The organism is Thioclava dalianensis (assembly GCF_000715505.1).
Lineage (GTDB): Bacteria > Pseudomonadota > Alphaproteobacteria > Rhodobacterales > Rhodobacteraceae > Thioclava > Thioclava dalianensis.
Window position 1 is genome coordinate 53,292 of the sequence record NZ_JHEH01000012.1, and the last position, 19,483, is coordinate 72,774.

Consider the following 19,483-nt stretch of genomic DNA (forward strand, 5'->3'; position numbering starts at 1 on the left):
TAGATTGACGCTATGTCCGATGACACCGCGCAAGATCTGATACTGCCCGAGGCGGCGGAGGCCGCATCCGAGCCTCCGGCGCGCGCGCGCCGTTTGCGGGCGCGGTGGCTGATGCGGATTGCGGTGGCGGCGGTGCTGGCCCTGGCCATTGCGGTGATGCTGATGACGAATGTCTGGCTCACCCAGCGCTTCACCGAAACCACGCGGGTGCGCGCCGAACTGCGTCTGGCGCTTTATACCGGCAACATCACTTCGGAATTGCAGCGCACCAATGTCGTGCCGCTGCTGCTGGCGCGCGATCCGCAGTTGATCAAGGCACTCGATACAAACGATTATTCGACCGCCTCGGCCCGGCTGATCTCGGCCCGCCAAGAGGTCGCGGTGGCCTCGATCCGGCTGTTGGACATGCAGGGCCGTGTGGTGGCCTCGACCAATCGCACCCAGATCGGGATGGCCTTTCCCAATACCGAGTTTTTCGTCGATGCCACGCGCTCGCGCGAGACGATTTTTTCGCTCAATACCAATGAGGCAGGCGGCACCGAGTTCGACTATTCCCGCGCGCTCATTCAGGACAATAAGCCGGTCGGGGTGATCGTCGTTGAGGCGGATCTGTCGAAATTCGAGCGCTCTTGGGCCGGGATTTCGGATGCGGTGGCGGTGACCGACAGTTCGGGCAAGATCATCCTGACGACCGAACCCCGCTGGCGGGGCGTCACGATGAATGAAGCACTTGCGGCGCGTTCGGCCCCGTCGGCGATCGAGCGGGCGTTGCAGGCCACCGCCGATTGGGCCAACGACGCGCCCGATGCCTATCTCAAGGGACAGGCGGTGATGCGCACCGAGACCCGCGTGCCATTCCGGGGCTGGAAGATGATCGCCTTCACCAGCTACGATTCGGTGCGTGAGCGGGTGAATGCGGTGCTCGCGCTTGAAATCATGGGCTTTGCGATCCTGTTGGCGCTGGTGTTCTACGCGCTCTCGCGTCGGGCGCGGCGGCAAAGTCAGGCATTGCGCGCGGAATCGGCAGAGCTGCGCACGCTCAACTCCCGTCTGACCCGCGAGATCGCCGAGCGCGAAAAGGCGCAGATGGATCTTGCGGTGGCCGAGCAGACGCTTGCGCAAAGCTCTAAACTGGCCGCATTGGGCGAGATGTCGGCTGCCGTCAGCCACGAGCTGAACCAGCCGCTGGCCGCGATGAAAACCTATCTGGCAGGCGCGCGGCTGCTTTTGCAACGTGCGCGCACCGAAGAGGCGCTGTCCTCGTTCCAGCGCATCGATGATCTGATCGGTCGAATGGGGGCGATTACGCGGCAGCTCAAATCCTATGCCCGCAAGGGCGGCGAGGCGTTTGAGCCGGTGGATCTGCGCGCGGCGCTCTCGGAGGCGCTCTCGATGATGGAGCCGCAGCTCAAAACCCGCAAGCTGCACATCATCCGCACCATGCCGCGCGGCTCGGTGATGGTCATGGCCGATCGCATCCGGCTTGAGCAGGTCATTATTAATTTGTTGCGAAATGCGCTTGATGCCACCAAGTCTGTTGCAGAGCCGCAGGTTGAGCTGATGCTGACCGCGGGCGAGACCGCTGTTTTGAGCGTGCGCGACAATGGGCCGGGGATCACGGATCTCGACAAGCTGTTCGAGCCGTTCTGGACCACAAAAAAACCGGGAGAGGGAACTGGTCTTGGACTTGCGATTTCTTCTTCCATCATCGCAGATTTTGGCGGTCGCATGACCGCGCATAATTCCGAAGGAGGAGGCGCTGTGTTCGAAGTTCAGTTGCCGCTCCTGTCGGACAAGAACAGGTCCGTCAGGGCCGCGGAGTAAGACATGGCAAGAATGATGAAAGTCGCAATCGTCGATGACGAGGAAGACATGCGCCAGTCGGTCAGCCAATGGCTGGCCCTCTCAGGCTTTGATACCGAGACCTTCCCCTGTGCCGAGGATGCGCTCAAGGAGATCGGACCGGACTGGCCGGGGGTCGTGATCTCCGACATTCGTATGCCCGGAATGGACGGCATGGCCTTTCTCAAGCGGCTGATGGGGATCGATAGCGGCTTGCCCGTGATCATGATCACCGGCCATGGCGATGTGCCGATGGCGGTCGAGGCGATGCGGCTGGGCGCCATGGATTTCATGGAAAAGCCGTTCAGCCCGGATCGGATGACCGAGCTTGCCAAGCGCGCCACGCAGGCTCGGCGCACGACGCTCGACAACCGCGCGCTGCGCCGCGATCTGGCCGAGGGCGAGAAGGTGATCGGCAAGCTGATCGGCACCTCTGAGCCGATGGAGCGGCTGCGCGAGGATATCCTCGATCTCAGTCAGGCCGATGGCCATGTTCTGATCGATGGCGAGACCGGCTCGGGCAAGACGCTGGTTGCGCATGCGCTGCACGCGACAGGCCCGCGCGCGGGTCGCAAATTCACTGTGGTCTCCTGTGCGGCCTTTGCCGAAGAGGCGCTGGCGGCCAAGCTCTTCGGCCCGGTCGAAGAGGGCGGTCTGCCGCTGGTCGAAGAGGCGCGCGGCGGCACGCTCTGTCTTGAGGATGTCGAATCGCTCAGCCAGCCTCTGCAGGCCCGTCTGCTGCAGTTCATCAATGATCAGGGCAGCCCGGCGGAAACGCGAATCGTTGCAATTTGCAACACGCATGGCGAGGGTAAGACCGTCGAGGATGCGCTGCGGCCCGATCTCTATTATCGGCTTGCCGCCCTCAAGATCACCCTTCCGCCGCTGCGTGCGCGTGGCGAAGATGTTCTCACGCTTTTCAACCGCATGTCCGAGCAATTCGCCGATGAATATGGGTGCGAAGTGCCCGAGGTGACCGCACAGGAGGCCGCGCAGCTTTTGCAGGCGCCGTGGCCGGGCAATGTGCGCCAGCTGATCAACGTGGCCGAACGCGCAGTGCTGCAATCGCGGCGCGGCTCGGGCTCGATTGCCTCGTTGCTGATGGCCGATGACGAGGATACCGGGCCTGCCGCGATCACCACCGAGGGCAAGCCGCTCAAGGAATATGTCGAGAGTTTCGAGAAGATGCTGATCGACAACACGATGCGACGCCACAAGGGCTCGATCGCGGCGGTGATGGAAGAGCTGTGCCTGCCGCGCAGGACGCTGAACGAGAAGATGGCGAAATACGGGCTGCAGCGCTCGGATTATCTTTAAGAACAAGTGGTTCGGCGGCGGTCTTCATGCTGGAGCCGCCGTCGGAACCTCAGCCTTGCAGGCTGTTCTCACGCGGTGGGTTGGCCCAGCTTCTCGGGCAGAAACTCTGCCTTGGCCTCCGAGACCTGCTCTGCGATGAAGCGCATCGCGGTGCGCACCCGCGCGCTCTCGCGCAAATCCTGATGGGTTTGCAGCCAGTAGGAGCGGGTGATCTCGATCTCATCGGGCAGTAGCGGAACCAGTTCGGGCGCTCCGCGCGCCATGAAATCGGGCAGGATGCCGATCCCTTTGCCTGCCTGAATTGCGCGCAATTGCCCAAACAGGTTGCTTGAGGAGAATTGCGGCACCAGATCGCCGACCACGAGCGACAGGTAATCCAGCTCGGGGGTGAAGATCAGTTCGGGGATATATCCTATCATCAGATGCTCTCTGAGCTGGGATTTATCGGTCAGCGGATGCGTCTTGAGATAGCTTGGCGCGCCATAGAGATGCAGCGTGTAATCGGTCAGTTTGCGCGAGATCAGCCGTCCCTTTTCGGGCCGCGACAGGGTGATCACGATATCGGCTTCGCGCTTGGACAGAGAAAATACCTGCGGCGTGGCTACAAGTTGCACTTCCAGCTCGGGATGTGCGGTCGCAAAATCGCCCAGCCGGGGGGCAAGAAAGAATGCCCCGAACCCATCAGGCGTGCCGATCCGGACCGATCCCGACAGGGCGTAGCGCTCACCCGCGATATCGTCATGCACGCGGGCTGCGACGCTTTCAATTTGCTCGGCATGCCTCAAAAGGCGTTCTCCCGCATCGGTGAGCGCATAGCCCCGTGGGCTGCGTTCGAACAGCTGAGCGCTCAGCCGCCCCTCCAGCGCGGTGATGCGCCGGGACACAGTTGCGTGATCCGACCCGATCGTCCGTGCCGCCGCCGTCAACCGTCCGGCCCGCGCGACCGATAAAAAATAGCGTAAATCGTTCCAATCAAAAATCATCACTCAACCTCACCGGGGGGTATGGGCAGTTTCGCACATCAGCCTACCGGAAACGTGGCATAGCGACTCATGATTTCCCAGCTATCCTTTTGGCAGTTACGTGTGCAACATTCTTGACAGCGTGTGACGCGGTTTTGAAAAGATGCGATGATAGTCTTTCCCAAAGCGCCTTGAACGCGACAAGCTGATATCCGCTGGTAAAGCCTGCAGCTTGATGAGAAGGTTACCATCTGGCGTCACGGAGGAGTGAGGCACATGGAACGCCGCCAGCGGCCCAAACGGGCAGGGGCGGTCAGAGGATTTCCCGGGTAGTGCGCATCGGAGGGATGCAGCTGCTTCGGGCCAAGTAAAAAACCAGGGAGGAAAATTCATGAAATCAGCAATCTATGCAGGTGTCAGTGCCGCCGCGATCCTGATGGGCGCGCAAGGTGCTCTGGCGCAGGATGCAATATCCGACGGCGTCGTGAAGATCGGCGTTCTGGGCGATATGTCGGGTGTTTACTCGACCGGGTTCTCGGGCAAAGGCGCGGTCGATGCCGTGAAAATGGCGGTCAAGGATTTCGGTGGTACCGTGCTTGGCAAGCCGATCGAAGTGATCTCGGCGGACCACCAGAACAAGGCCGACGTGGCCTCGGCCACCGCGCGTCAGTGGATCGATGAAGAACATGTCGACATGATCACCGACCTGACCAACTCGGCCGTCGGTCTGGCGGTGCAAAAGCTCGCATCCGACAAGAAGACGATCACGATGAATACCGGCTCGGCGTCGAGCGCGCTGACCGGGGCGGATTGCACCAAATACGGCATCCACTACGGCTATGACACCCATGCGCTGCCTGTGGGCACCGCGACGGCCGTCGTCAAGAACGGTGGCAAGAGCTGGTATTTCATCACCGCCGATTATGCCTTCGGCCATGCGCTGCAGGACAATACTTCGGAAGTGGTGAAAAGCCTTGGCGGGACGGTCGTGGGCAGCTCGGACGTGCCGCTGGGCTCGAACGACTTCTCGTCCTACCTGCTTCAAGCGCAAAGCTCGGGCGCCAATGTGATCGGTCTCGCCAATGCCGGTCAGGATACGGTCAACGCGATCAAACAAGCCCATGAGTTTGGTATCGTCGCAGGCGGTCAACAGCTTGCGGGCATGCTGGTGCTGATCTCGGATGTGAAATCGCTCGGCACGGATGTGGCCGCGGGTCTTCAGTTCACTTCCGGCTGGTACTGGAACGGCGATGACGCATCGCGCGCTTGGAAAGAGAAATACGAGAAATTCTCGGGTGGTGAGGCTCCGACCTTCCCGCATGCCGCGGATTACTCGCTGACCATGGCCTATCTGAACGCGATCAAGGCTGCAGGCACCGACGATCCCGACAAGGTGCGCGCGCAGCTTGGCAAGGCACCGATCGACGACTTCTTCGCCAAAGGTGGCCGGATCCGCGAGGACGGGCTTCTGGTGCACGATATGTACCTGCTGAAAGTGAAGAGCGGCGGCACCGATCCGTGGGATGTGGCTGACGTCGTGCGCACCATCCCGGGCGATGAGGCCTATGCCTCGCTCGCAGATGGCGGCTGCCCGCTGGTTAAGTAAGCCAATCCAAACCGTTCGGGGGCGACCGTCGCGGCCGCCCCCGAATGCGTCTTGGCCCAAACGTGTCTCAGACCGAAGGCAGACCATGAGCGATATCATCCTCGAAGCACGCAATCTGACAAAGAGTTTCGGTGGCTTTGTCGCCGTGAACGACGTCAATCTGCGCATTGAACGGGGCTCGATCCATGCGATCATCGGCCCCAATGGCGCAGGCAAGACGACCATGTTTAACCTGTTGACCAAGTTTCACACGCCCACATCGGGCTCGATCCGGTTCAACGATACCGACATCACCAATCGCAAACCCGCTGAAATCGCGAATATGGGCATCGTGCGTTCCTTCCAGATTTCGGCTGTGTTTCCGCATTTGACCGCCCTGGAAAACGTGCGGCTGGCGCTGCAACGCGGCTTGGGGGTGAGTTATCATTTCTGGCGCTCGCAAAAGATGCTGAGCGATCTTGATGCGCAGGCGGTGGCGCGGCTCGATCAGGTCGGGCTGAAATCCTACGCGCATACCCGCGCCGTCGAGCTGCCCTATGGGCGCAAGCGGGCGCTTGAAATTGCCACCACGCTGGGGCTGGAGCCCGAGCTGATGCTGCTCGACGAGCCGACGCAGGGCATGGGCACCGAAGATGTGGGGGCCGTGACCGAGCTGATCTCGCGCGTGCGCGAAGGCCGCACCATTGTGATGGTCGAGCATAACCTCGGTGTCGTTGCCGAACTGGCCGATACGATCACCGTGCTTGCGCGCGGCGAGGTGCTGGCTGAGGGACCCTATTCAGAGGTCTCGCGCAACCCGCAGGTGATGGAGGCCTATATGGGCGTCTCCGCCGAGGAGCAGGAGGAAGAGGCATGAGCAGTACGACCCTGACCAAGCCGATGCTCAAGATCGAGAATCTGCATGCTTGGTATGGCGAGAGCCACGTGCTCCACGGCATCAATCTCGAACTGGGCGAGGGGCAGTTGATCACGCTTCTGGGCCGCAACGGGGCAGGGCGCTCCACGACCCTGCGCTCGATCATGGGCATGGTGGATAAGCGCACCGGCTCGATCCAGATCAACGGGGCCGAGTTCATCAACAAGCCTGCCCACCGGATCACCCCCGAGGGGCGGATCGGCTTTTGCCCTGAGGAACGCGGCATCTTCTCCTCGCTCAATGTCGAGGAAAACCTGATGCTGCCGCCCGGTGTGGGCGATGGCGGCATCTCGATTGAAGAGCTGTTCGAGATGTTCCCCAACCTTGCCAATGTGCGCAAGCGGATGGGCACGCGCCTCTCGGGCGGCGAGCAGCAGATGTTGGCCATTGCGCGCATCTTGCGTACCGGCGCGCGGCTCTTGTTGCTCGACGAGATCACAGAGGGGCTCGCGCCCGTCATCGTCAAAACGCTGGGCCGGGTGATCCGCGACCTCAAGGCGCGCGGCTATACAATCGTGCTGGTGGAGCAGAACTTCCGCTTCGCAGCGCCGTTGGCTGACCGCCATTACATCATCGAGCATGGCGAGGTGATCGACACGATCGAAGCGGCCGATGTTGAAGCCAGCATGGACCGCCTCAACCATTACCTGAGCGTATAAGGAGGGACCCAGACAATGGACCCCATGATCCGACTGATCCTCGCCCAGGGTATGCTGGGCCTCAATAACGGCGTGTTCTACGCAATGCTGAGCCTCGGGCTCGCGGTGATCTTTGGCCTGCTCAACGTGGTCAATTTCGCCCATGGCGCGCTTTACATGCTGGGCGCGTTCCTCGCGCTGATCATGTATTCCTATATGGGCGCATGGATCGGGATGAGCGATCTGTCGATTGGCTTCTGGCCGTCGCTGATCCTCGCACCAATCCTGGTTGGCTGCTTTGGCATGCTGATCGAGCGCTTCATGCTACGCAGGCTTTATAAGCTCGACCCGATCTACTCACTGCTCTTGACCTTCGGCGTGACGCTGGTGCTGCAAGGTCTGTTCATCAACTTCTTCAATGCCTCTGGCACGCCCTATCCCGGGATGCCGGAAAGTCTGCGCGGCGTCGTCAATCTCGGCTTCATGATGTTCCCGAAATACCGCCTCTTCGTGATCGTCTTCTCGATCCTGGTGTGTTTCATCGTGTGGTACGTGATCGAGCGCACACGGATCGGCTCACGGTTGCGGGCGGGCACGGAAAATCCTGAACTGGTCAAGGCCTTCGGGATCAACGTGCCGCTGATGGTGATGCTGACCTTTGGCTTTGGCACCGGGCTTGCAGGTCTGGCGGGTGTGCTGGCCGCGCCGATCTACTCGGTGAGCCCGCTGATGGGCGCCAATCTGATCATCGTGATCTTCGCGGTGGTCGTGATCGGCGGCATGGGCTCGATCGCCGGGGCGGTTGTGACCGGCTTCACGCTGGGGCTGGTCGAGGGGATCACCAAGGTGTTCTATGCGCCGGCCGCCAACACGGTGATCTTCCTGCTGATGGTGATCGTGCTTCTGGTCCGGCCAAATGGCCTCTTTGGACGGCAGGGATAAGGGATGAGTGACGTGACAGAGACAACCGCAAACTCCCAATCCGGGATCGCCGAGTTCGAAGAGGGCCTGGGCGATCCGGTGCTCCGCCGTCGGGCCCGGATCTGGCAGGGGATCTTCTGGGTGGCGATGCTGGGCTTCCTCGCAGCCGCGCCGTTCTTCCTCTACCCGGTCTTCGTGATGCAGCTTTTGTGCTTTGCGCTTTTTGCGGCCGCCTTCAACCTGCTGATCGGCTTCACCGGGCTGCTCTCCTTCGGGCATGCCGCCTTCTTCGGTGGGGCCGCCTATATCGCGGGCCATGTGCTCAAGGTCTGGGGCTTCCCGCCGATCCTGGGGATCCTGACCGGCACGCTTTTCGCCGCAGCGCTTGGCTGGCTGGTCGGCTCGCTTGCGATCCGCAGGCAGGGCATCTACTTCGCGATGATCACGCTGGCACTGGCCCAGATCGTCTATTTCTTCGCGCTGCAAATGCCCTTCACCGGCGGCGAGGACGGGCTGCAAGGGATCCCGCGCGGGCATCTCTTGGGGATTTTCAATCTGAACGATCCGCTCGCGATGTATTACTTCGTGGCCGCCGTCTTCCTCGTGGGCTTCCTCGTGATCTACCGGATCATCCATTCGCCCTTCGGGCAGGTCTTGCAGGCGATCCGTGAAAACGAGCCGCGTGCGCTGTCGCTTGGCTATAATGTGGATCGCTTCAAGCTGCTGGCCTTCGTGCTGTCGGCGGCGCTTGCAGGGCTTGCGGGCTCGACCAAGGCGCTCGTGTTCCAGTTCGCCTCGCTGACGGATGCGCATTGGCAGATGTCGGGCGAGGTGATCTTGATGACGCTGCTGGGCGGTATGGGCACGATCTTCGGCCCTGTCGTAGGCGCGTTCATCGTGGTGGCCCTGCAACATGCGCTCTCGGGCATCGGCTCTTGGGTGCAGGTCGTGATCGGCGGCACCTTCATTGCCTGTGTGCTGCTGTTCCGGCGCGGCGTGGTGGGCGAGTTGGCGCGTCTCTTGCGGATCAACTCGCTTTGAGCCTTAGGGTGGTGGGGGGCTCTGCCCCCCGCCGCCAAGCCCTGCGGGCTTGTCAGCGCCCCTCCGGGATATTTGGATCAAGAGGAAGAGATCTCTTTCAGCTTGGCGGAAATACCTCGGGGGGAATGGCCAAATCCGAGAGGATTTGGAGATGGGGGGCAGAGCCCCCCTTTTTTGTCTCCGGAGCGCGATCCTAGGCCGAGTTAGCGCGTCTCTTTCGGGCGCAGCACCAGCCAGATCAGGGCCGCACCTGCGAGCGTCAGGAAGGGCAGCATCGCGATATTGACCGCATGCCAACCCGTTTGCGGATCGCCTGAGGAGACGCAATTCATCAGGCCGCCCGAGCTGAGCGAGGCCAGAAAGACGCCGCTGAAGACCACGAAGTCATTCAATCCTTGCGCCGTGCCGCGTTCGGCGGGGCTATGGGCCGAGGCCAGCATCGAGGTCGCGCCGATGAACCCGAAGTTCCAGCCGACGCCCAGCAGCATGAGCGCGAGGAAAAACCGCTCCAGCTCAATCCCGCTCAGCGCCACAGCGCCTGCTGCTGCAAGGATCAAAAGACCCGTGCCCACGATGGCCCGGTGGCCGAACTTGGCGATCAGATGACCGGTGAAGAAGCTGGGCAGATACATCGCCAGCACATGGGCCGAGACGATATTGGCCGCATCGCCCTGCGCATAGCCGCAGCCCACAACGGCGAGCGGAGTCGAGGTCATCACGAGGTTCATCAGGGAGTAGGAGACCATCGCACAGATCATCGCCACCAAGATCACCGGGTCGCGCAGCAATTCGCGCCGGGTGCGGCCTTCATGCGGGGTGTCGGCCTTGCGCCGTCCCGGCGCGGGAATGTCGAGAAAGGCAAATAGCGCGGGGCCCAATGCATTGATCGCAATGATCACAAGATACGTGGCCATAAACGGCACGACCATCGCCTGAGAGGTCAGCTTGACCAGTTGCGGCCCTAGGATCGCCGCGACCAGCCCTCCGGCCATCACATAGGAGATCGCCTTGGGTTGAAACTCGGGGGTGGCGGTGTCGGTGGCCGCGAAGCGGTAAAATCCCTGCGCCGACATATAGGTTCCCGTCATCAGCGAGCCCAGCATGAACAACCAGAACGAGCCGATATAAAGCGCATAGGCTGCAACCGCCGCGCCCGCAGCCCCTGCGGCATTGGCGAGCATGAAGCCCGCGCGGCGCCCGTGTTCGGCCATGAAATTCGAGAGCGGATTGGCGCTGAGCACGGAGCCGAGGATGATCATCGAGAGCGGCAGCGTCGCAATACACGGATTGGGCGCGATCATCTGACCGGCCAAGCCGCCCACCGTGAAGATCATCGGCATCTGCGCGCCCAGCAGAGCCTGTGCGAGCACCAGCACGATTGTATTGCGTTTTTCGCGCGTGGCGTGGGGGAGAGATGAGCTGTTCATACTCCGCTTGTTAGGGGGCCGCGCGAGGGCTGGCAAGTGGGCGCGCATTGGGGCAGGGTGCGGGCATGACGGGACGCATCATCACCTGCGAGGACGATATCGCCGAGGGCACGGCGGCTCTGTGCCGTGCCGAGCCGCGTTTTGTGCAGGTTTGCGCGCTGACAGGCCCATGGCCGTTGCGGCGGCGCGAGGATGGGTTTGCAGCGCTCCGCGATGCGATCATCGGCCAGCAGGTCTCGGTGGCGGCGGCCAATGCGATCCGCGACAAGGTGATCGCGGGCGGATTTGCCGCAGCCGAGGCGATCGCGGCGGGGGGTGAAGAGGAGCTGCGTGCCTGCGGGCTGTCGCGCCAGAAGGTGCGCTATCTGCAAGCCTTAGCCGCGTCGGGTGTCGATTTCATGGGGTTGCGCGACTTACCCGACGAGGCCGTGTTTGACACACTTTTGCCGATCCCCGGGATCGGGCGCTGGACGGTCGAGATGTATCTGATCTTTGCGCTTGGGCGGCCGGATGTCTTTGCCGTCGATGATCTGGCTCTGGCCGAGAGCGCGCGGTTGCTCTTTGAGTTGCCTGAGCGTCCCAAGCGCAAGGATTTCAACGCTTTGTCCGCCCAGTGGTCGCCTTGGCGCGCGGTCGCGGCGCGCGGGCTTTGGGCCTATTACGCATATTGCAAGAAACGAGAAGGAGTGGCGCCATGACACGCAAACTGGAGGCCGGACGCAAGGGGCCGCATTCGGGCAAAGTGACCTCGATCGTCGTGTTTCTGCACGGCTATGGGGCGGATGGGGCCGATCTCTTGGGGCTCGCCGATCCGCTGGGGCCGCATCTGCCCGATACGCTTTTCGTGGCCCCTGACGCGCCGGAGCCGTGCAAATCGAGCCCGATGGGGCGGCAATGGTTTCCGATCCCATGGCTCGACAATTCCACTGAAGAGGCCGCGGCTCAGGGGCTTTCGATGGCGGCGCGCGATGTCGATGCCTTCTTGGATGATTTGCTTGAGGAACATGGGCTCGCGCCGTCGGATCTTGCCGTGATCGGCTTTTCGCAAGGCACGATGACGGCGCTGGAAGTGCTGCCGCGGCGATCTGCCCCAGTCGCGGGGCTGGTCGCGTTCTCGGGCCGTTTGCTGCGCCCCGAAGCGCTTGCGAAAGAGGTGCGCAGCAAGCCTCCGGTTTTGCTTGTGCATGGCGATCAGGACCCGGTTGTGCCGTTCGAGGATATGTCCAAAGCCGGCAATGCGCTCGTAGCCGCCGGGTTTGAGACCTATGGCCATGTGATGGAGGGAACGGGGCATGGGATTGCGCCCGATGGGTTGCAGGTCGCGCTGTCGTTTCTGCGCGAGCGTTTGCCGCGTTAAGCGGGCTGTGCGTCATCGCCATGTCATCTTGCAACGCTAAGGGTTTCGAGACGCGGCCATCGCGATATCAAGAGGCTTGCCAGATCGCGAACGCCAGATATAGTCATGCTTAAGGCAGGGGCGGACCCCGCCCCTGGGCCGAAAGCGGCAACAGGGCGAGGACGATTGATCCCATGCTGGACGAGTGCGACAGGACTGATTTTCGAACGCAATTCACGCGCGACCCCGCAGCGCTGCGCAGACATCCCGCGCTTGTGCTCAACGCTGATTTCAGACCTCTCTCCTATTATCCGCTATCGCTTTGGCCGTGGCAGGAGGCGATCAAGGCGGTGTGTCTCGACCGGGTCCAGATCCTCGCGGAATATGACGAGGTGGTACGCAGCCAGCGGCAGGCCATCAAGATCCCCTCCGTCGTTGTGCTCAAAGATTATGTCCGACCCCAGAAGCGCGTGGCATTCACGCGCTTCAATCTTTTTCTGCGCGACGAATTTCAGTGCCAGTATTGCGGCGCCCGGGGGGATCTGACCTTTGATCACGTGATCCCGCGCTCGCGCGGTGGGGTGACGAGCTGGGAAAACGTGGTGGCCGCCTGTTCGCCCTGCAACCTGCGCAAGGCCAACAAGCCGCTGTCGCGCTCCGGGATGCAGCTGCAAAAGCCCGCACGCCGCCCGACACCGCAAGAGATGCACGCCATCGGGCGCCGCTTCCCGCCGGGCCATCTGCACGAAAGCTGGATGGATTTCCTTTACTGGGACACTGAGCTGGAAGCCTGATAGCTCAAACCCCGGAAATTCCGTTATTTTTATGGGGTTTGCGTGGTTTGCCCTAGCGCGTCAAATGCCTTCTGCGGTATGTTTTGCGAAGTTCATTACGCACAAATTTCGCAGGAATTACGCATGGCGAGCATTCGAAAGAACGGCGACAAGTGGCGCGCGGAGGTATATCGGGCTGGGCAGCGTCGGTCAAAATCATTCCGCAGCAAGCGCGAAGCTCAGGATTGGGCGACACGTCAAGAAGTTCTTATTTTAGAAGGCGGTGGAGTGACCGGCGAGAAGATGACTCTGGCAGAGGCGACGCGCCGCTATGAGCTCGAGATCATGCCGCGTAAGACCAGCCGCTGGAACTCGCGCGGCTCGGAGCTGTCAACGATCCGGATGATCCTGGCTGACGACTTGTCGCGCAAGAATGTCGCTCAGATTACGTCTGGGGATTTGGCTGCGTGGCGCGACCGACGGTTGCAGAGCGTTTCACCGGCCTCAGCGCAACGCTACATGAACACGTTGTCCTCGATCCTGTCGGCTTGCGAAAAGGACTGGCAGATCATCCCGACCAACCCGATGCGCCAAGTACGCAGGCCTCCAGCCTCAAGGCCGCGCAAGCGTCGGCCGACGCCCGAGGAAATGGAGCGGCTAGCGGTCGTGGGGGCTGATCTGAACATGGCGATGGGGCGCGCCTGGCATGCGTTCCTCTTCGCGATCGAGACCGGCATGCGCGCCAATGAGATTGCGATGATGGAATGGGTACATGTCGATCTTGAGCGGCGCGTGGTGCATGTGCCGCTGACGAAAAATGGCGAGCCGCGTGATGTGCCGCTCTCCAAGGAGGCGATGCGGCTGCTTCGTGCGTTGCCAGAGGCGGACCCGGTGTTCAATTTGGGCACCGGGCAAAAGCTGTCGAATAACTGGTACCAGTTGAGGGAGAAGGCGGGGGTGACTGGGCTGAACTTCCATGACTCGCGCCATGAGGCGATTACGCGGATCTCCCGTAAACTCGACGTTCTCGCCTTGGCCCGGATGGTCGGACACAAAAATATCCGCGAGCTGATGACCTATTACAACGAGACTGCGGATGAGCTGGCCAAGCGGCTGGACTAGCCCCGGACGTAAGTGACGTTTCCGATCCGCTTGGGGCCGATCTTGCCCAAGCGGGTCCAGGGGCGGACCGTTTGCCGCTGAACGCTAGCGCGCTCGGCATGGTCCTCGATCCGCTCCCATTCGTCGCGGTGCTTGATCGTGGCGCCACGAATAGACTCGCGCAGCACTGTGATCTCGGCACTCAGTACCTTCATTGTGCTTACTTCAAGCTAATTTCAGGGCTTGTTTTCTGCTCTTTGACCTCCGAAAAGCTAACACCACAAAACTTTTCCATGTCTTCCAGTGAGAGCTCCAGTTCGGAAACTAACTCATCCTTGCTTAATACTCCACTCTCGATGACAATTTTTGCAACCTTATTAAGTAGAATAGGCTCTTCAAAGGGCAATGCACCGTGACCCTTGTCTAAGGGCTCATTTGTCCTCCACTTCTTGTATTGGATTTGCTTGTACGCGTTCGTTACTTGCCGGTCATCGAAGATGCCTAAGTCCTTGCAGCGATATATCATTGCTTGAATCGAAGTTTTCCAGCGAGCCTTTAAGTCTACGAAGCTTTCTACGCGCGACGAATACACTTCATTGGGAAACGACCTTCGAGGTAGCAAAAAAGCTCCGGCAAAGCGGTTTGCCTCATCCTCAACTTTCTTTAGCGTTTCTTTGTTTTCAATGTCCTCTCGCCCAATCCCTCGATGTAAAACAATGTGTCCAAGCTCGTGACAAGCATCGTATCTCGCTCTTGCACCAGATTCCTTCTCTGACGCGAGAAAAATGAATGGTCGTGGGCCAGACCAAAACGAAAAGGCCTCGATCTTCTCATTCGGGATTTTATATCTCGCGATTATTATTCCCTTTGATTCTAATAGTCTAATGGTGTTCGAGATCGGCCCAAGACCCAAGCCAAACGCTCGTCTAGTTTCTTCAGCTGCATTCTCTAATTCTTCCTCAGTATAGAATTCGCCTCTTGGTTCGAAAGAGGGTAGGTCAACAGCTGGAAAGTTAGCCACTTTATCAAAGGCAAACGCGAAGCTAGAAAGCCAAGATGCGAATACATCGCAGGCTTGGTTTCTACGTTTCGTATCAGGGCCGTTCTTTCTGAAGAAGTTCGCAGTAAGTCGACCGAACATAGGTCGATCTTCCTTGGTAAAAAAACCAATAGGCAGGGATAGTTCTTCAGAGATTTTCCGTAAAATTGGCGGTTCAGGGCTTTTTTCGCCGATCTCGTAGTAGGAGATTGATTGGCGGCTGACGCCAACTCTCGACGCAAGCTCCGTTTGGGTCATTCGTGCAGCAATACGGCCTTCGGAAAGCCTCTCTGGAATCAAAAGCCGCCCTTCATTCCTGTGGGCGGCCAATGGAAATTCTAATATCTTATTATTAGTCGCCATTATCCCGCCGCCACTTTTCGATTTGTTCTTTTAGAAGGTTCATCTCATCCAAAATATCATCTGTATGTTCAGGAGCGGGCCTGTCGTCCTCGACTAGGTGGGGGATATCCAAAAGGTTGGTTGAGCGCCAATTGAATTTGGTTTTCGAGTCCGACGCAGGGATGCCAAAGTGTGCGAAGTTCAGAGATTTATGTCCATGAATGAGCAGAATGTGAGGAAGTCCGCTAATTTCTGGCGCTTTGAACTCTGGAAGGTCAAAGGAACCCTGATTGTTCAAACGTGCATTCTCCCTGAACACAACATTTCTTGGTTGTATCGTAGGATCTGCTGTCTGGCTGACAGTCGCAATAGAGTGAGCAAATCGCATTTCTAAATAGCGACCTGTTGGCTTCGCAAAAGGCTTCCACCTGTAATCACAAGTGATTGAACCATTTTCGATAGCTGTAACCAGCTGTTTGTCAACAGCCCATGCAATCAAACGCCCGCGGTTGTCTTCGGCAGATTCAACCTGAAGCATTGGCGTGTCCTTCACCAACTCTGCGACTGCTGCGTACGCAGTACGGAGTACGGTTGGGAACACAGACCATTCACGCCTGAGTATCTGATCTTGAACAAAATCTTCTTCGATTGGCATTTATGGTCCTTGCTTGCACTGGCAGCCTCGCAACCATATCGGAAAAAAATTACAATTTGTCAACCGAAATATTCCTGAGAGCGACCTTTGGTTGCTCTTTTGAGGTGTTGCGCGTTGTCGTTCAGGCGTCAGTGTCTAAGACTTGCTTGGCGTGGCTACGGGGAGCTAGTGGGGCCGTTGCCCTGACTTGTTTTCATCTTGCCGTCTGCGATCGCGTCGATCGACAAGCGAAGATCAATCGTGTCGGCTAAGTTTCGCAGCCTTTTGCTTCTTTATGGGCCGCCTATTCTCGCCGTACCTGCATCTACTACGGAGTATCCGGGCATTTCCCTACGAGCCATGGCCTTCGCTTCCTCGAGGCTTTCTGCCACTACAAACATTGTTTGTCCCAAAGAGCCGTTCTTTGCCGCGTTGGTCGCATCTTTGGTGGGTGTGCCTGATCCATGGTACGATGCCCAAAGCGCTTCTTTGCCTTTCGTTACTAGGCTTACTTTGTAGTTTGACTTAACCATCTTGGCCTCCTGTGTCTCGTACCACGCATAACACAGGATTGTTCTTGAAAGGTTAACGGGTGGTAGGGGGGGGATTCCTCGCTAGCCCCGGACGTAAGTGACGTTTCCGATCCGCTTGGAGTCGATCTTGCCCTGGCGGATCCAGAGACGGACCGTTTGCCGCTGAACGCCAGCGCGCTCGGCATGGTCCTCGATCCGCTCCCATTCGTCGCGGGGCTTGATCGTGGCGCCACGAATTGCCTCGCGCAGCGCTGTGATCTCAGCGCGCAGGCCGTCCAGCTCGTCGGTTCCGATCATGACCATCATGCGGGGTTGTTCACCCATGGCTCATCTCCTCTGACAGTGCCGCTGTGTGTTGTTGAGTAGCGGTGCTTTGGGGCTCGTTTGCTTTCGCGGCGAACCCTAGCTCCCGCTCGAGCGTTTCGACGTCGACGCCATGGCTGCGGGCCGCAGCGCGCAGGGGGCCTGCACGATCAGAGCTCAGTAGAACCCCACCGGGCGTGTGCAGCGCGGCTTCCTTGGCGCGTCGGGCGTAGTCGGCCATGGCTAGGATCAAGGCGCGGTCCATTAGTCCATCCCCAAGGCGGATTTATAGAGGTCGAGGATCGCTTCCTCTTCGGCCACATCGTCCTTGTCGCGCTTGCGCAGGGCGATAAGCTTCTTGAGCACCTTGGTGTTGTAGCCGCGCGCCTTAGCCTCGGACATGATGTCCTTTTGCTGATCGGCGATGTCCTTTTTCTCGGCCTCAAGGCTTTCGAATTGCTCGATGAACTGGCGCAACTCTTCGGCGGCAACGCTATAGGCGCCATCAGCTGCTTTCTGGAAATCGGGGTCGTGTTTCATCGGTGGTTTCCCTTCCAATTTGCGGATCGTCTCGGCGGCGCGCTTCATCTGGTCGAGGCTGATCGGGCCGGAGGTGACGGTCTTGCCATCTGCGCCCTTGGTGCTGATCGAGAGCGTCGGCGCGATATCTGCCGCGCCCATCATGCCGCCGCGCTGTCGCGCGGCTTGCGGGCGATCTCGTTGCGGAGCGTGTCGATCTCGATGAACGCATCGGCCTGCCGACGCAGCTCGTCGGAAATCATCGGGGGCTGAGTGCGGATGCTCGAGATCACGGTGACCCGCGTTCCGCGCTCTTGCAGGAAGGCCACAAGAGGAACGAAATCGCGATTGCCGCTGAAGATCACCGCATGCGCGATGGACGGGGCCAGTTTCATCGCCTCTACGGCCAGTTCAATATCCGTGTTGCCCTTGATCCGCTTGCGCCCATCGTCGCCCTCGAAGACGCGGGCGGGCTTGGTCACCACGTTCCAGCCGTTGTATTGCATCCAGTCGATCAGGGGGCGGATCGCGACGTGTTCGTCGGACTCGGCAAGCGTGGTGAAGTAGCTGGCGCGGAGGAGGCGACCCTTGCTTTGAAAGACATCGAGCAGGCGCTTGAAATCCACGTCGAATTGAAGCGACCGGGCTGTGTAGTAAAGGTTCTGGCCGTCAACAAAGAGTGCCAGAGACTCGTCGTGATAAAACATGAATTCTCCTAACGTTGATTGAAAATGCGGCCTGCCCAGGCATCGAACTCGGTGCATAGGCGCTCGAAGCGGTCCTGGGCGTCGCGGTTCCAGTCGAGCTCGCGGCGGCTGGTGACCTTACAGCAGGTGCGCAGGTATTCTGCCGCTGCGCTGGCTTGGAAGCTGTGGCCCGGAAAGCCGCAGCGGATGGCTGCGAAGCGCTGAAACTGTGGGTCGTTGCACAAGATCCCGGCCCGTTGTGCTGCGGGGCGCGTGGCGGGGGCTGATGGGGCTCCGCTCATTGCAGTGCCCACCATATGAGTGCCGTCCAAACTGCAGCACCACCGATGACCCCGGGGCCGATCCACCAGCCGTGGGGGAAAGAGCCGTCGAGGGTCCGCTTGCGCGAACACCTCGACGCAGTGGAGCCGGTTTCATACGGCAGGGGGGGAAGGGTATGCGCTTTCATCATGCAGCCTGCTGCAACTGAGCCAGCACGTCGGATGCGGCGGCGCGCTCGGCGGCGTCGGTTGAGTGGCGCAGCAGGGTTTCACAGGCATCTGTCAGGATGTCTGATGGGATCGGGTTCGCGGCGCGGATCGTGCAGCGGGCATCTGCCACGCGGGTAGCGATCGCCTCAGAGCGCAAGGCCAGCGCCAAAGCCAGCGGCTGCTGAGCTGCCGTCTGGCGCCAGCTTAGCAGCTCATTGCAAATCTCGGGCAGAGCGATCGCCAGTAGGGCGCGGGTTGAGGCGTCGAACTCACCGCGCTGTGCGTTGAAGTCAGGATTGGCAAATTCGGCCAGCAGGCCATCGCTGATAAGCGGCTGTTCTTCGGTTGCACGCATCGCGCCCTCCATCGGTTTTATGGAGGCACGCTATTAGGACAAAAAAACTATGTCAACAAAAATAGGACAAAAAAACTACACCATGATTCGTGTTTGGTGCGTGGGTTAGGGCGCTGTTTGGTCGGCGCTTTGATGGTGCAGATGGAGGCTGACGATTCTCAGTTTTCTGGCAGGTGTTTGGGCTTGGTTCTCAAGATGGCGTCGTTGTGTTCGGCTTCGGTGCAACATAATGCGATTGCATTACAAATCATTTGTTCCCTTAATGTTCGCGAATTTAAGGAGGGTGTGTTGGGGAAAAATGAGTTTATTTGTCGTCTTCTTGAGGTTCATTGTTGTCGCGATTGCGCGCGTCGCGCAGACCTTCTCCGTAGGTTATCAGAAGACGGCGCTCCTGCGGTGATAGCCGAGATAGCAGGTCGCGAATACGTTGCGCTTCTGTGTCAGCCTGAGTCCGGCCGGTCTCAAACGCGCCAGACATAAAGTCCTCGAGTGTCGTGCCGAGCGCGGCGCAAACCTTGATCGCTGTGTCGAGGCGTGGGTTCTTTACTCGGCCTGACAGGAGTGACCGCAATGCGCTGTTGTCCAGCCCTGCTTTCACGGCGAGCCCGGCTACGGTCAGGTTGGGATCGTTATCGATTACGCGCTGAAGGCGCTGAGCAAACGTGGGTTCAGACATGGGTGCAATTCTATCGCTGTAGGAT

The 19,483-nt window shown here is 59.7% G+C and carries 22 protein-coding genes; 11 read left to right on the forward strand and 11 right to left on the reverse strand.

The genetic code is table 11. The features are described from left to right. The first annotated feature begins 12 nt into the window (after nucleotides 1–12). Nucleotides 13–1,824, forward strand: coding sequence for a sensor histidine kinase (locus DL1_RS11135; protein WP_051693494.1), 1,812 nt, complete (start codon nucleotides 13–15; stop codon nucleotides 1,822–1,824). Nucleotides 1,825–1,827: 3 nt separating this feature from the next. Further along, a complete protein-coding gene (locus DL1_RS11140) occupies nucleotides 1,828–3,159 on the forward strand; it encodes a sigma-54-dependent transcriptional regulator (protein ID WP_038066082.1) in 1,332 nt (443 codons plus the stop codon). Between the two features lie 68 nt (nucleotides 3,160–3,227). Here the strand turns inward: DL1_RS11140 and DL1_RS11145 are convergent, their stop codons facing one another. Further along, entirely contained in the window at nucleotides 3,228–4,142 is a 915-nt protein-coding gene (locus tag DL1_RS11145) for a LysR family transcriptional regulator (protein ID WP_038066084.1), read from the reverse strand. A 370-nt stretch (nucleotides 4,143–4,512) separates the two neighbouring features. On the opposite strand from DL1_RS11145, the gene DL1_RS11150 reads away from it, so the two are divergent. The 5 genes from DL1_RS11150 (at nucleotide 4,513) to DL1_RS11170 (ending at nucleotide 9,243) form a co-directional block, all read left to right on the forward strand. Continuing rightward, the gene (locus tag DL1_RS11150; RefSeq protein WP_038066086.1) at nucleotides 4,513–5,727 is read left to right on the forward strand and encodes an ABC transporter substrate-binding protein; all 1,215 of its coding nucleotides are present in this window, start codon (nucleotides 4,513–4,515) and stop codon (nucleotides 5,725–5,727) included. Nucleotides 5,728–5,812: 85 nt separating this feature from the next. Next, the gene (locus tag DL1_RS11155) at nucleotides 5,813–6,583 is read left to right on the forward strand and encodes an ABC transporter ATP-binding protein (RefSeq protein WP_038066088.1); all 771 of its coding nucleotides are present in this window, start codon (nucleotides 5,813–5,815) and stop codon (nucleotides 6,581–6,583) included. Then, the gene (locus tag DL1_RS11160) at nucleotides 6,580–7,302 is read left to right on the forward strand and encodes an ABC transporter ATP-binding protein (protein ID WP_038066090.1); all 723 of its coding nucleotides are present in this window, start codon (nucleotides 6,580–6,582) and stop codon (nucleotides 7,300–7,302) included. The genes DL1_RS11155 and DL1_RS11160 overlap by 4 nt, the downstream gene beginning before the upstream one ends. A gap of 15 nt (nucleotides 7,303–7,317) precedes the next feature. After that, nucleotides 7,318–8,223, forward strand: a complete 906-nt coding sequence (locus DL1_RS11165) for a branched-chain amino acid ABC transporter permease (protein WP_038066092.1) — start codon at nucleotides 7,318–7,320, stop codon at nucleotides 8,221–8,223. A 126-nt stretch (nucleotides 8,224–8,349) separates the two neighbouring features. Continuing rightward, the gene (locus tag DL1_RS11170; RefSeq protein ID WP_038066192.1) at nucleotides 8,350–9,243 is read left to right on the forward strand and encodes a branched-chain amino acid ABC transporter permease; all 894 of its coding nucleotides are present in this window, start codon (nucleotides 8,350–8,352) and stop codon (nucleotides 9,241–9,243) included. 203 nt (nucleotides 9,244–9,446) lie between these two features. On the opposite strand, the gene DL1_RS11175 is transcribed toward DL1_RS11170, so the two are convergent. Continuing rightward, nucleotides 9,447–10,670, reverse strand: a complete 1,224-nt coding sequence (locus tag DL1_RS11175) for an MFS transporter (protein WP_038066094.1) — start codon at nucleotides 10,668–10,670, stop codon at nucleotides 9,447–9,449. Between the two features lie 65 nt (nucleotides 10,671–10,735). On the opposite strand from DL1_RS11175, the gene DL1_RS11180 reads away from it, so the two are divergent. The 4 genes from DL1_RS11180 to DL1_RS11195 all read left to right on the forward strand — a co-directional run bounded on the left by DL1_RS11180 (nucleotide 10,736) and on the right by DL1_RS11195 (nucleotide 13,901). Then, entirely contained in the window at nucleotides 10,736–11,368 is a 633-nt protein-coding gene (locus tag DL1_RS11180; protein ID WP_038066097.1) for a DNA-3-methyladenine glycosylase family protein, read from the forward strand. Next, nucleotides 11,365–12,027 (forward strand): alpha/beta hydrolase, encoded by a 663-nt coding sequence (locus DL1_RS11185; protein WP_038066098.1) that lies wholly within the window; start codon nucleotides 11,365–11,367, stop codon nucleotides 12,025–12,027. Before DL1_RS11180 ends, DL1_RS11185 begins: the two co-directional genes overlap by 4 nt. A 173-nt stretch (nucleotides 12,028–12,200) precedes the next feature. After that, a complete protein-coding gene (locus DL1_RS11190) occupies nucleotides 12,201–12,800 on the forward strand; it encodes an HNH endonuclease (RefSeq protein ID WP_038066099.1) in 600 nt (199 codons plus the stop codon). A 267-nt stretch (nucleotides 12,801–13,067) separates the two neighbouring features. Then, nucleotides 13,068–13,901: a tyrosine-type recombinase/integrase gene (locus tag DL1_RS11195; protein WP_245739584.1), complete on the forward strand. Its 834-nt coding sequence runs from the start codon at nucleotides 13,068–13,070 to the stop codon at nucleotides 13,899–13,901. On the opposite strand, the gene DL1_RS11200 is transcribed toward DL1_RS11195, so the two are convergent. The 9 genes from DL1_RS11200 to DL1_RS11245 form a co-directional block, all read right to left on the reverse strand. Continuing rightward, nucleotides 13,898–14,095, reverse strand: coding sequence for a hypothetical protein (locus DL1_RS11200; protein WP_038066102.1), 198 nt, complete (start codon nucleotides 14,093–14,095; stop codon nucleotides 13,898–13,900). The two genes, DL1_RS11195 and DL1_RS11200, sit on opposite strands and share 4 nt — an antisense overlap. Nucleotides 14,096–14,100: 5 nt before the next feature. Beyond that, entirely contained in the window at nucleotides 14,101–15,282 is a 1,182-nt protein-coding gene (locus DL1_RS21210) for a helix-turn-helix domain-containing protein (protein WP_081856326.1), read from the reverse strand. Further along, nucleotides 15,272–15,916: a hypothetical protein gene (locus DL1_RS11210; protein ID WP_038066103.1), complete on the reverse strand. Its 645-nt coding sequence runs from the start codon at nucleotides 15,914–15,916 to the stop codon at nucleotides 15,272–15,274. The genes DL1_RS21210 and DL1_RS11210 overlap by 11 nt, the downstream gene beginning before the upstream one ends. Before the next feature lie 593 nt (nucleotides 15,917–16,509). After that, complete coding sequence (locus DL1_RS11215) at nucleotides 16,510–16,752, reverse strand: hypothetical protein (protein ID WP_038066105.1); 243 nt, start codon at nucleotides 16,750–16,752, stop codon at nucleotides 16,510–16,512. Between the two features lie 243 nt (nucleotides 16,753–16,995). Continuing rightward, on the reverse strand, nucleotides 16,996–17,271 hold the full coding sequence (locus tag DL1_RS11225) for a DUF2312 domain-containing protein (protein ID WP_038066194.1): 276 nt from the start codon (nucleotides 17,269–17,271) through the stop codon (nucleotides 16,996–16,998). A 140-nt stretch (nucleotides 17,272–17,411) separates the two neighbouring features. Then, on the reverse strand, nucleotides 17,412–17,957 hold the full coding sequence (locus tag DL1_RS11230; protein WP_038066109.1) for a LabA-like NYN domain-containing protein: 546 nt from the start codon (nucleotides 17,955–17,957) through the stop codon (nucleotides 17,412–17,414). An 8-nt stretch (nucleotides 17,958–17,965) separates the two neighbouring features. Continuing rightward, entirely contained in the window at nucleotides 17,966–18,238 is a 273-nt protein-coding gene (locus DL1_RS11235) for a hypothetical protein (RefSeq protein WP_038066196.1), read from the reverse strand. A gap of 166 nt (nucleotides 18,239–18,404) precedes the next feature. After that, a complete protein-coding gene (locus DL1_RS11240) occupies nucleotides 18,405–18,782 on the reverse strand; it encodes a hypothetical protein (RefSeq protein ID WP_038066111.1) in 378 nt (125 codons plus the stop codon). 304 nt (nucleotides 18,783–19,086) lie between these two features. Further along, the gene (locus DL1_RS11245) at nucleotides 19,087–19,458 is read right to left on the reverse strand and encodes a helix-turn-helix domain-containing protein (protein WP_038066114.1); all 372 of its coding nucleotides are present in this window, start codon (nucleotides 19,456–19,458) and stop codon (nucleotides 19,087–19,089) included. Nucleotides 19,459–19,483: the final 25 nt, after the last annotated feature.

Coding starts and splice junctions, on each gene's coding strand:
- DL1_RS11135 (WP_051693494.1), top strand. CDS start 13: ATGTCCGATGACACCGCGCAAGATCTGATACTGCCCGAGGCGGCGGAG.
- DL1_RS11140 (WP_038066082.1), top strand. CDS start 1,828: ATGGCAAGAATGATGAAAGTCGCAATCGTCGATGACGAGGAAGACATG.
- DL1_RS11145 (WP_038066084.1), bottom strand. CDS start 4,142: ATGATTTTTGATTGGAACGATTTACGCTATTTTTTATCGGTCGCGCGG.
- DL1_RS11150 (WP_038066086.1), top strand. CDS start 4,513: ATGAAATCAGCAATCTATGCAGGTGTCAGTGCCGCCGCGATCCTGATG.
- DL1_RS11155 (WP_038066088.1), top strand. CDS start 5,813: ATGAGCGATATCATCCTCGAAGCACGCAATCTGACAAAGAGTTTCGGT.
- DL1_RS11160 (WP_038066090.1), top strand. CDS start 6,580: ATGAGCAGTACGACCCTGACCAAGCCGATGCTCAAGATCGAGAATCTG.
- DL1_RS11165 (WP_038066092.1), top strand. CDS start 7,318: ATGGACCCCATGATCCGACTGATCCTCGCCCAGGGTATGCTGGGCCTC.
- DL1_RS11170 (WP_038066192.1), top strand. CDS start 8,350: ATGCTGGGCTTCCTCGCAGCCGCGCCGTTCTTCCTCTACCCGGTCTTC.
- DL1_RS11175 (WP_038066094.1), bottom strand. CDS start 10,670: ATGAACAGCTCATCTCTCCCCCACGCCACGCGCGAAAAACGCAATACA.
- DL1_RS11180 (WP_038066097.1), top strand. CDS start 10,736: ATGACGGGACGCATCATCACCTGCGAGGACGATATCGCCGAGGGCACG.
- DL1_RS11185 (WP_038066098.1), top strand. CDS start 11,365: ATGACACGCAAACTGGAGGCCGGACGCAAGGGGCCGCATTCGGGCAAA.
- DL1_RS11190 (WP_038066099.1), top strand. CDS start 12,201: ATGCTGGACGAGTGCGACAGGACTGATTTTCGAACGCAATTCACGCGC.
- DL1_RS11200 (WP_038066102.1), bottom strand. CDS start 14,095: ATGAAGGTACTGAGTGCCGAGATCACAGTGCTGCGCGAGTCTATTCGT.
- DL1_RS21210 (WP_081856326.1), bottom strand. CDS start 15,282: ATGGCGACTAATAATAAGATATTAGAATTTCCATTGGCCGCCCACAGG.
- DL1_RS11210 (WP_038066103.1), bottom strand. CDS start 15,916: ATGCCAATCGAAGAAGATTTTGTTCAAGATCAGATACTCAGGCGTGAA.
- DL1_RS11215 (WP_038066105.1), bottom strand. CDS start 16,752: ATGGGTGAACAACCCCGCATGATGGTCATGATCGGAACCGACGAGCTG.
- DL1_RS11225 (WP_038066194.1), bottom strand. CDS start 17,271: ATGAAACACGACCCCGATTTCCAGAAAGCAGCTGATGGCGCCTATAGC.
- DL1_RS11230 (WP_038066109.1), bottom strand. CDS start 17,957: ATGTTTTATCACGACGAGTCTCTGGCACTCTTTGTTGACGGCCAGAAC.
- DL1_RS11235 (WP_038066196.1), bottom strand. CDS start 18,238: ATGAGCGGAGCCCCATCAGCCCCCGCCACGCGCCCCGCAGCACAACGG.
- DL1_RS11240 (WP_038066111.1), bottom strand. CDS start 18,782: ATGCGTGCAACCGAAGAACAGCCGCTTATCAGCGATGGCCTGCTGGCC.
- DL1_RS11245 (WP_038066114.1), bottom strand. CDS start 19,458: ATGTCTGAACCCACGTTTGCTCAGCGCCTTCAGCGCGTAATCGATAAC.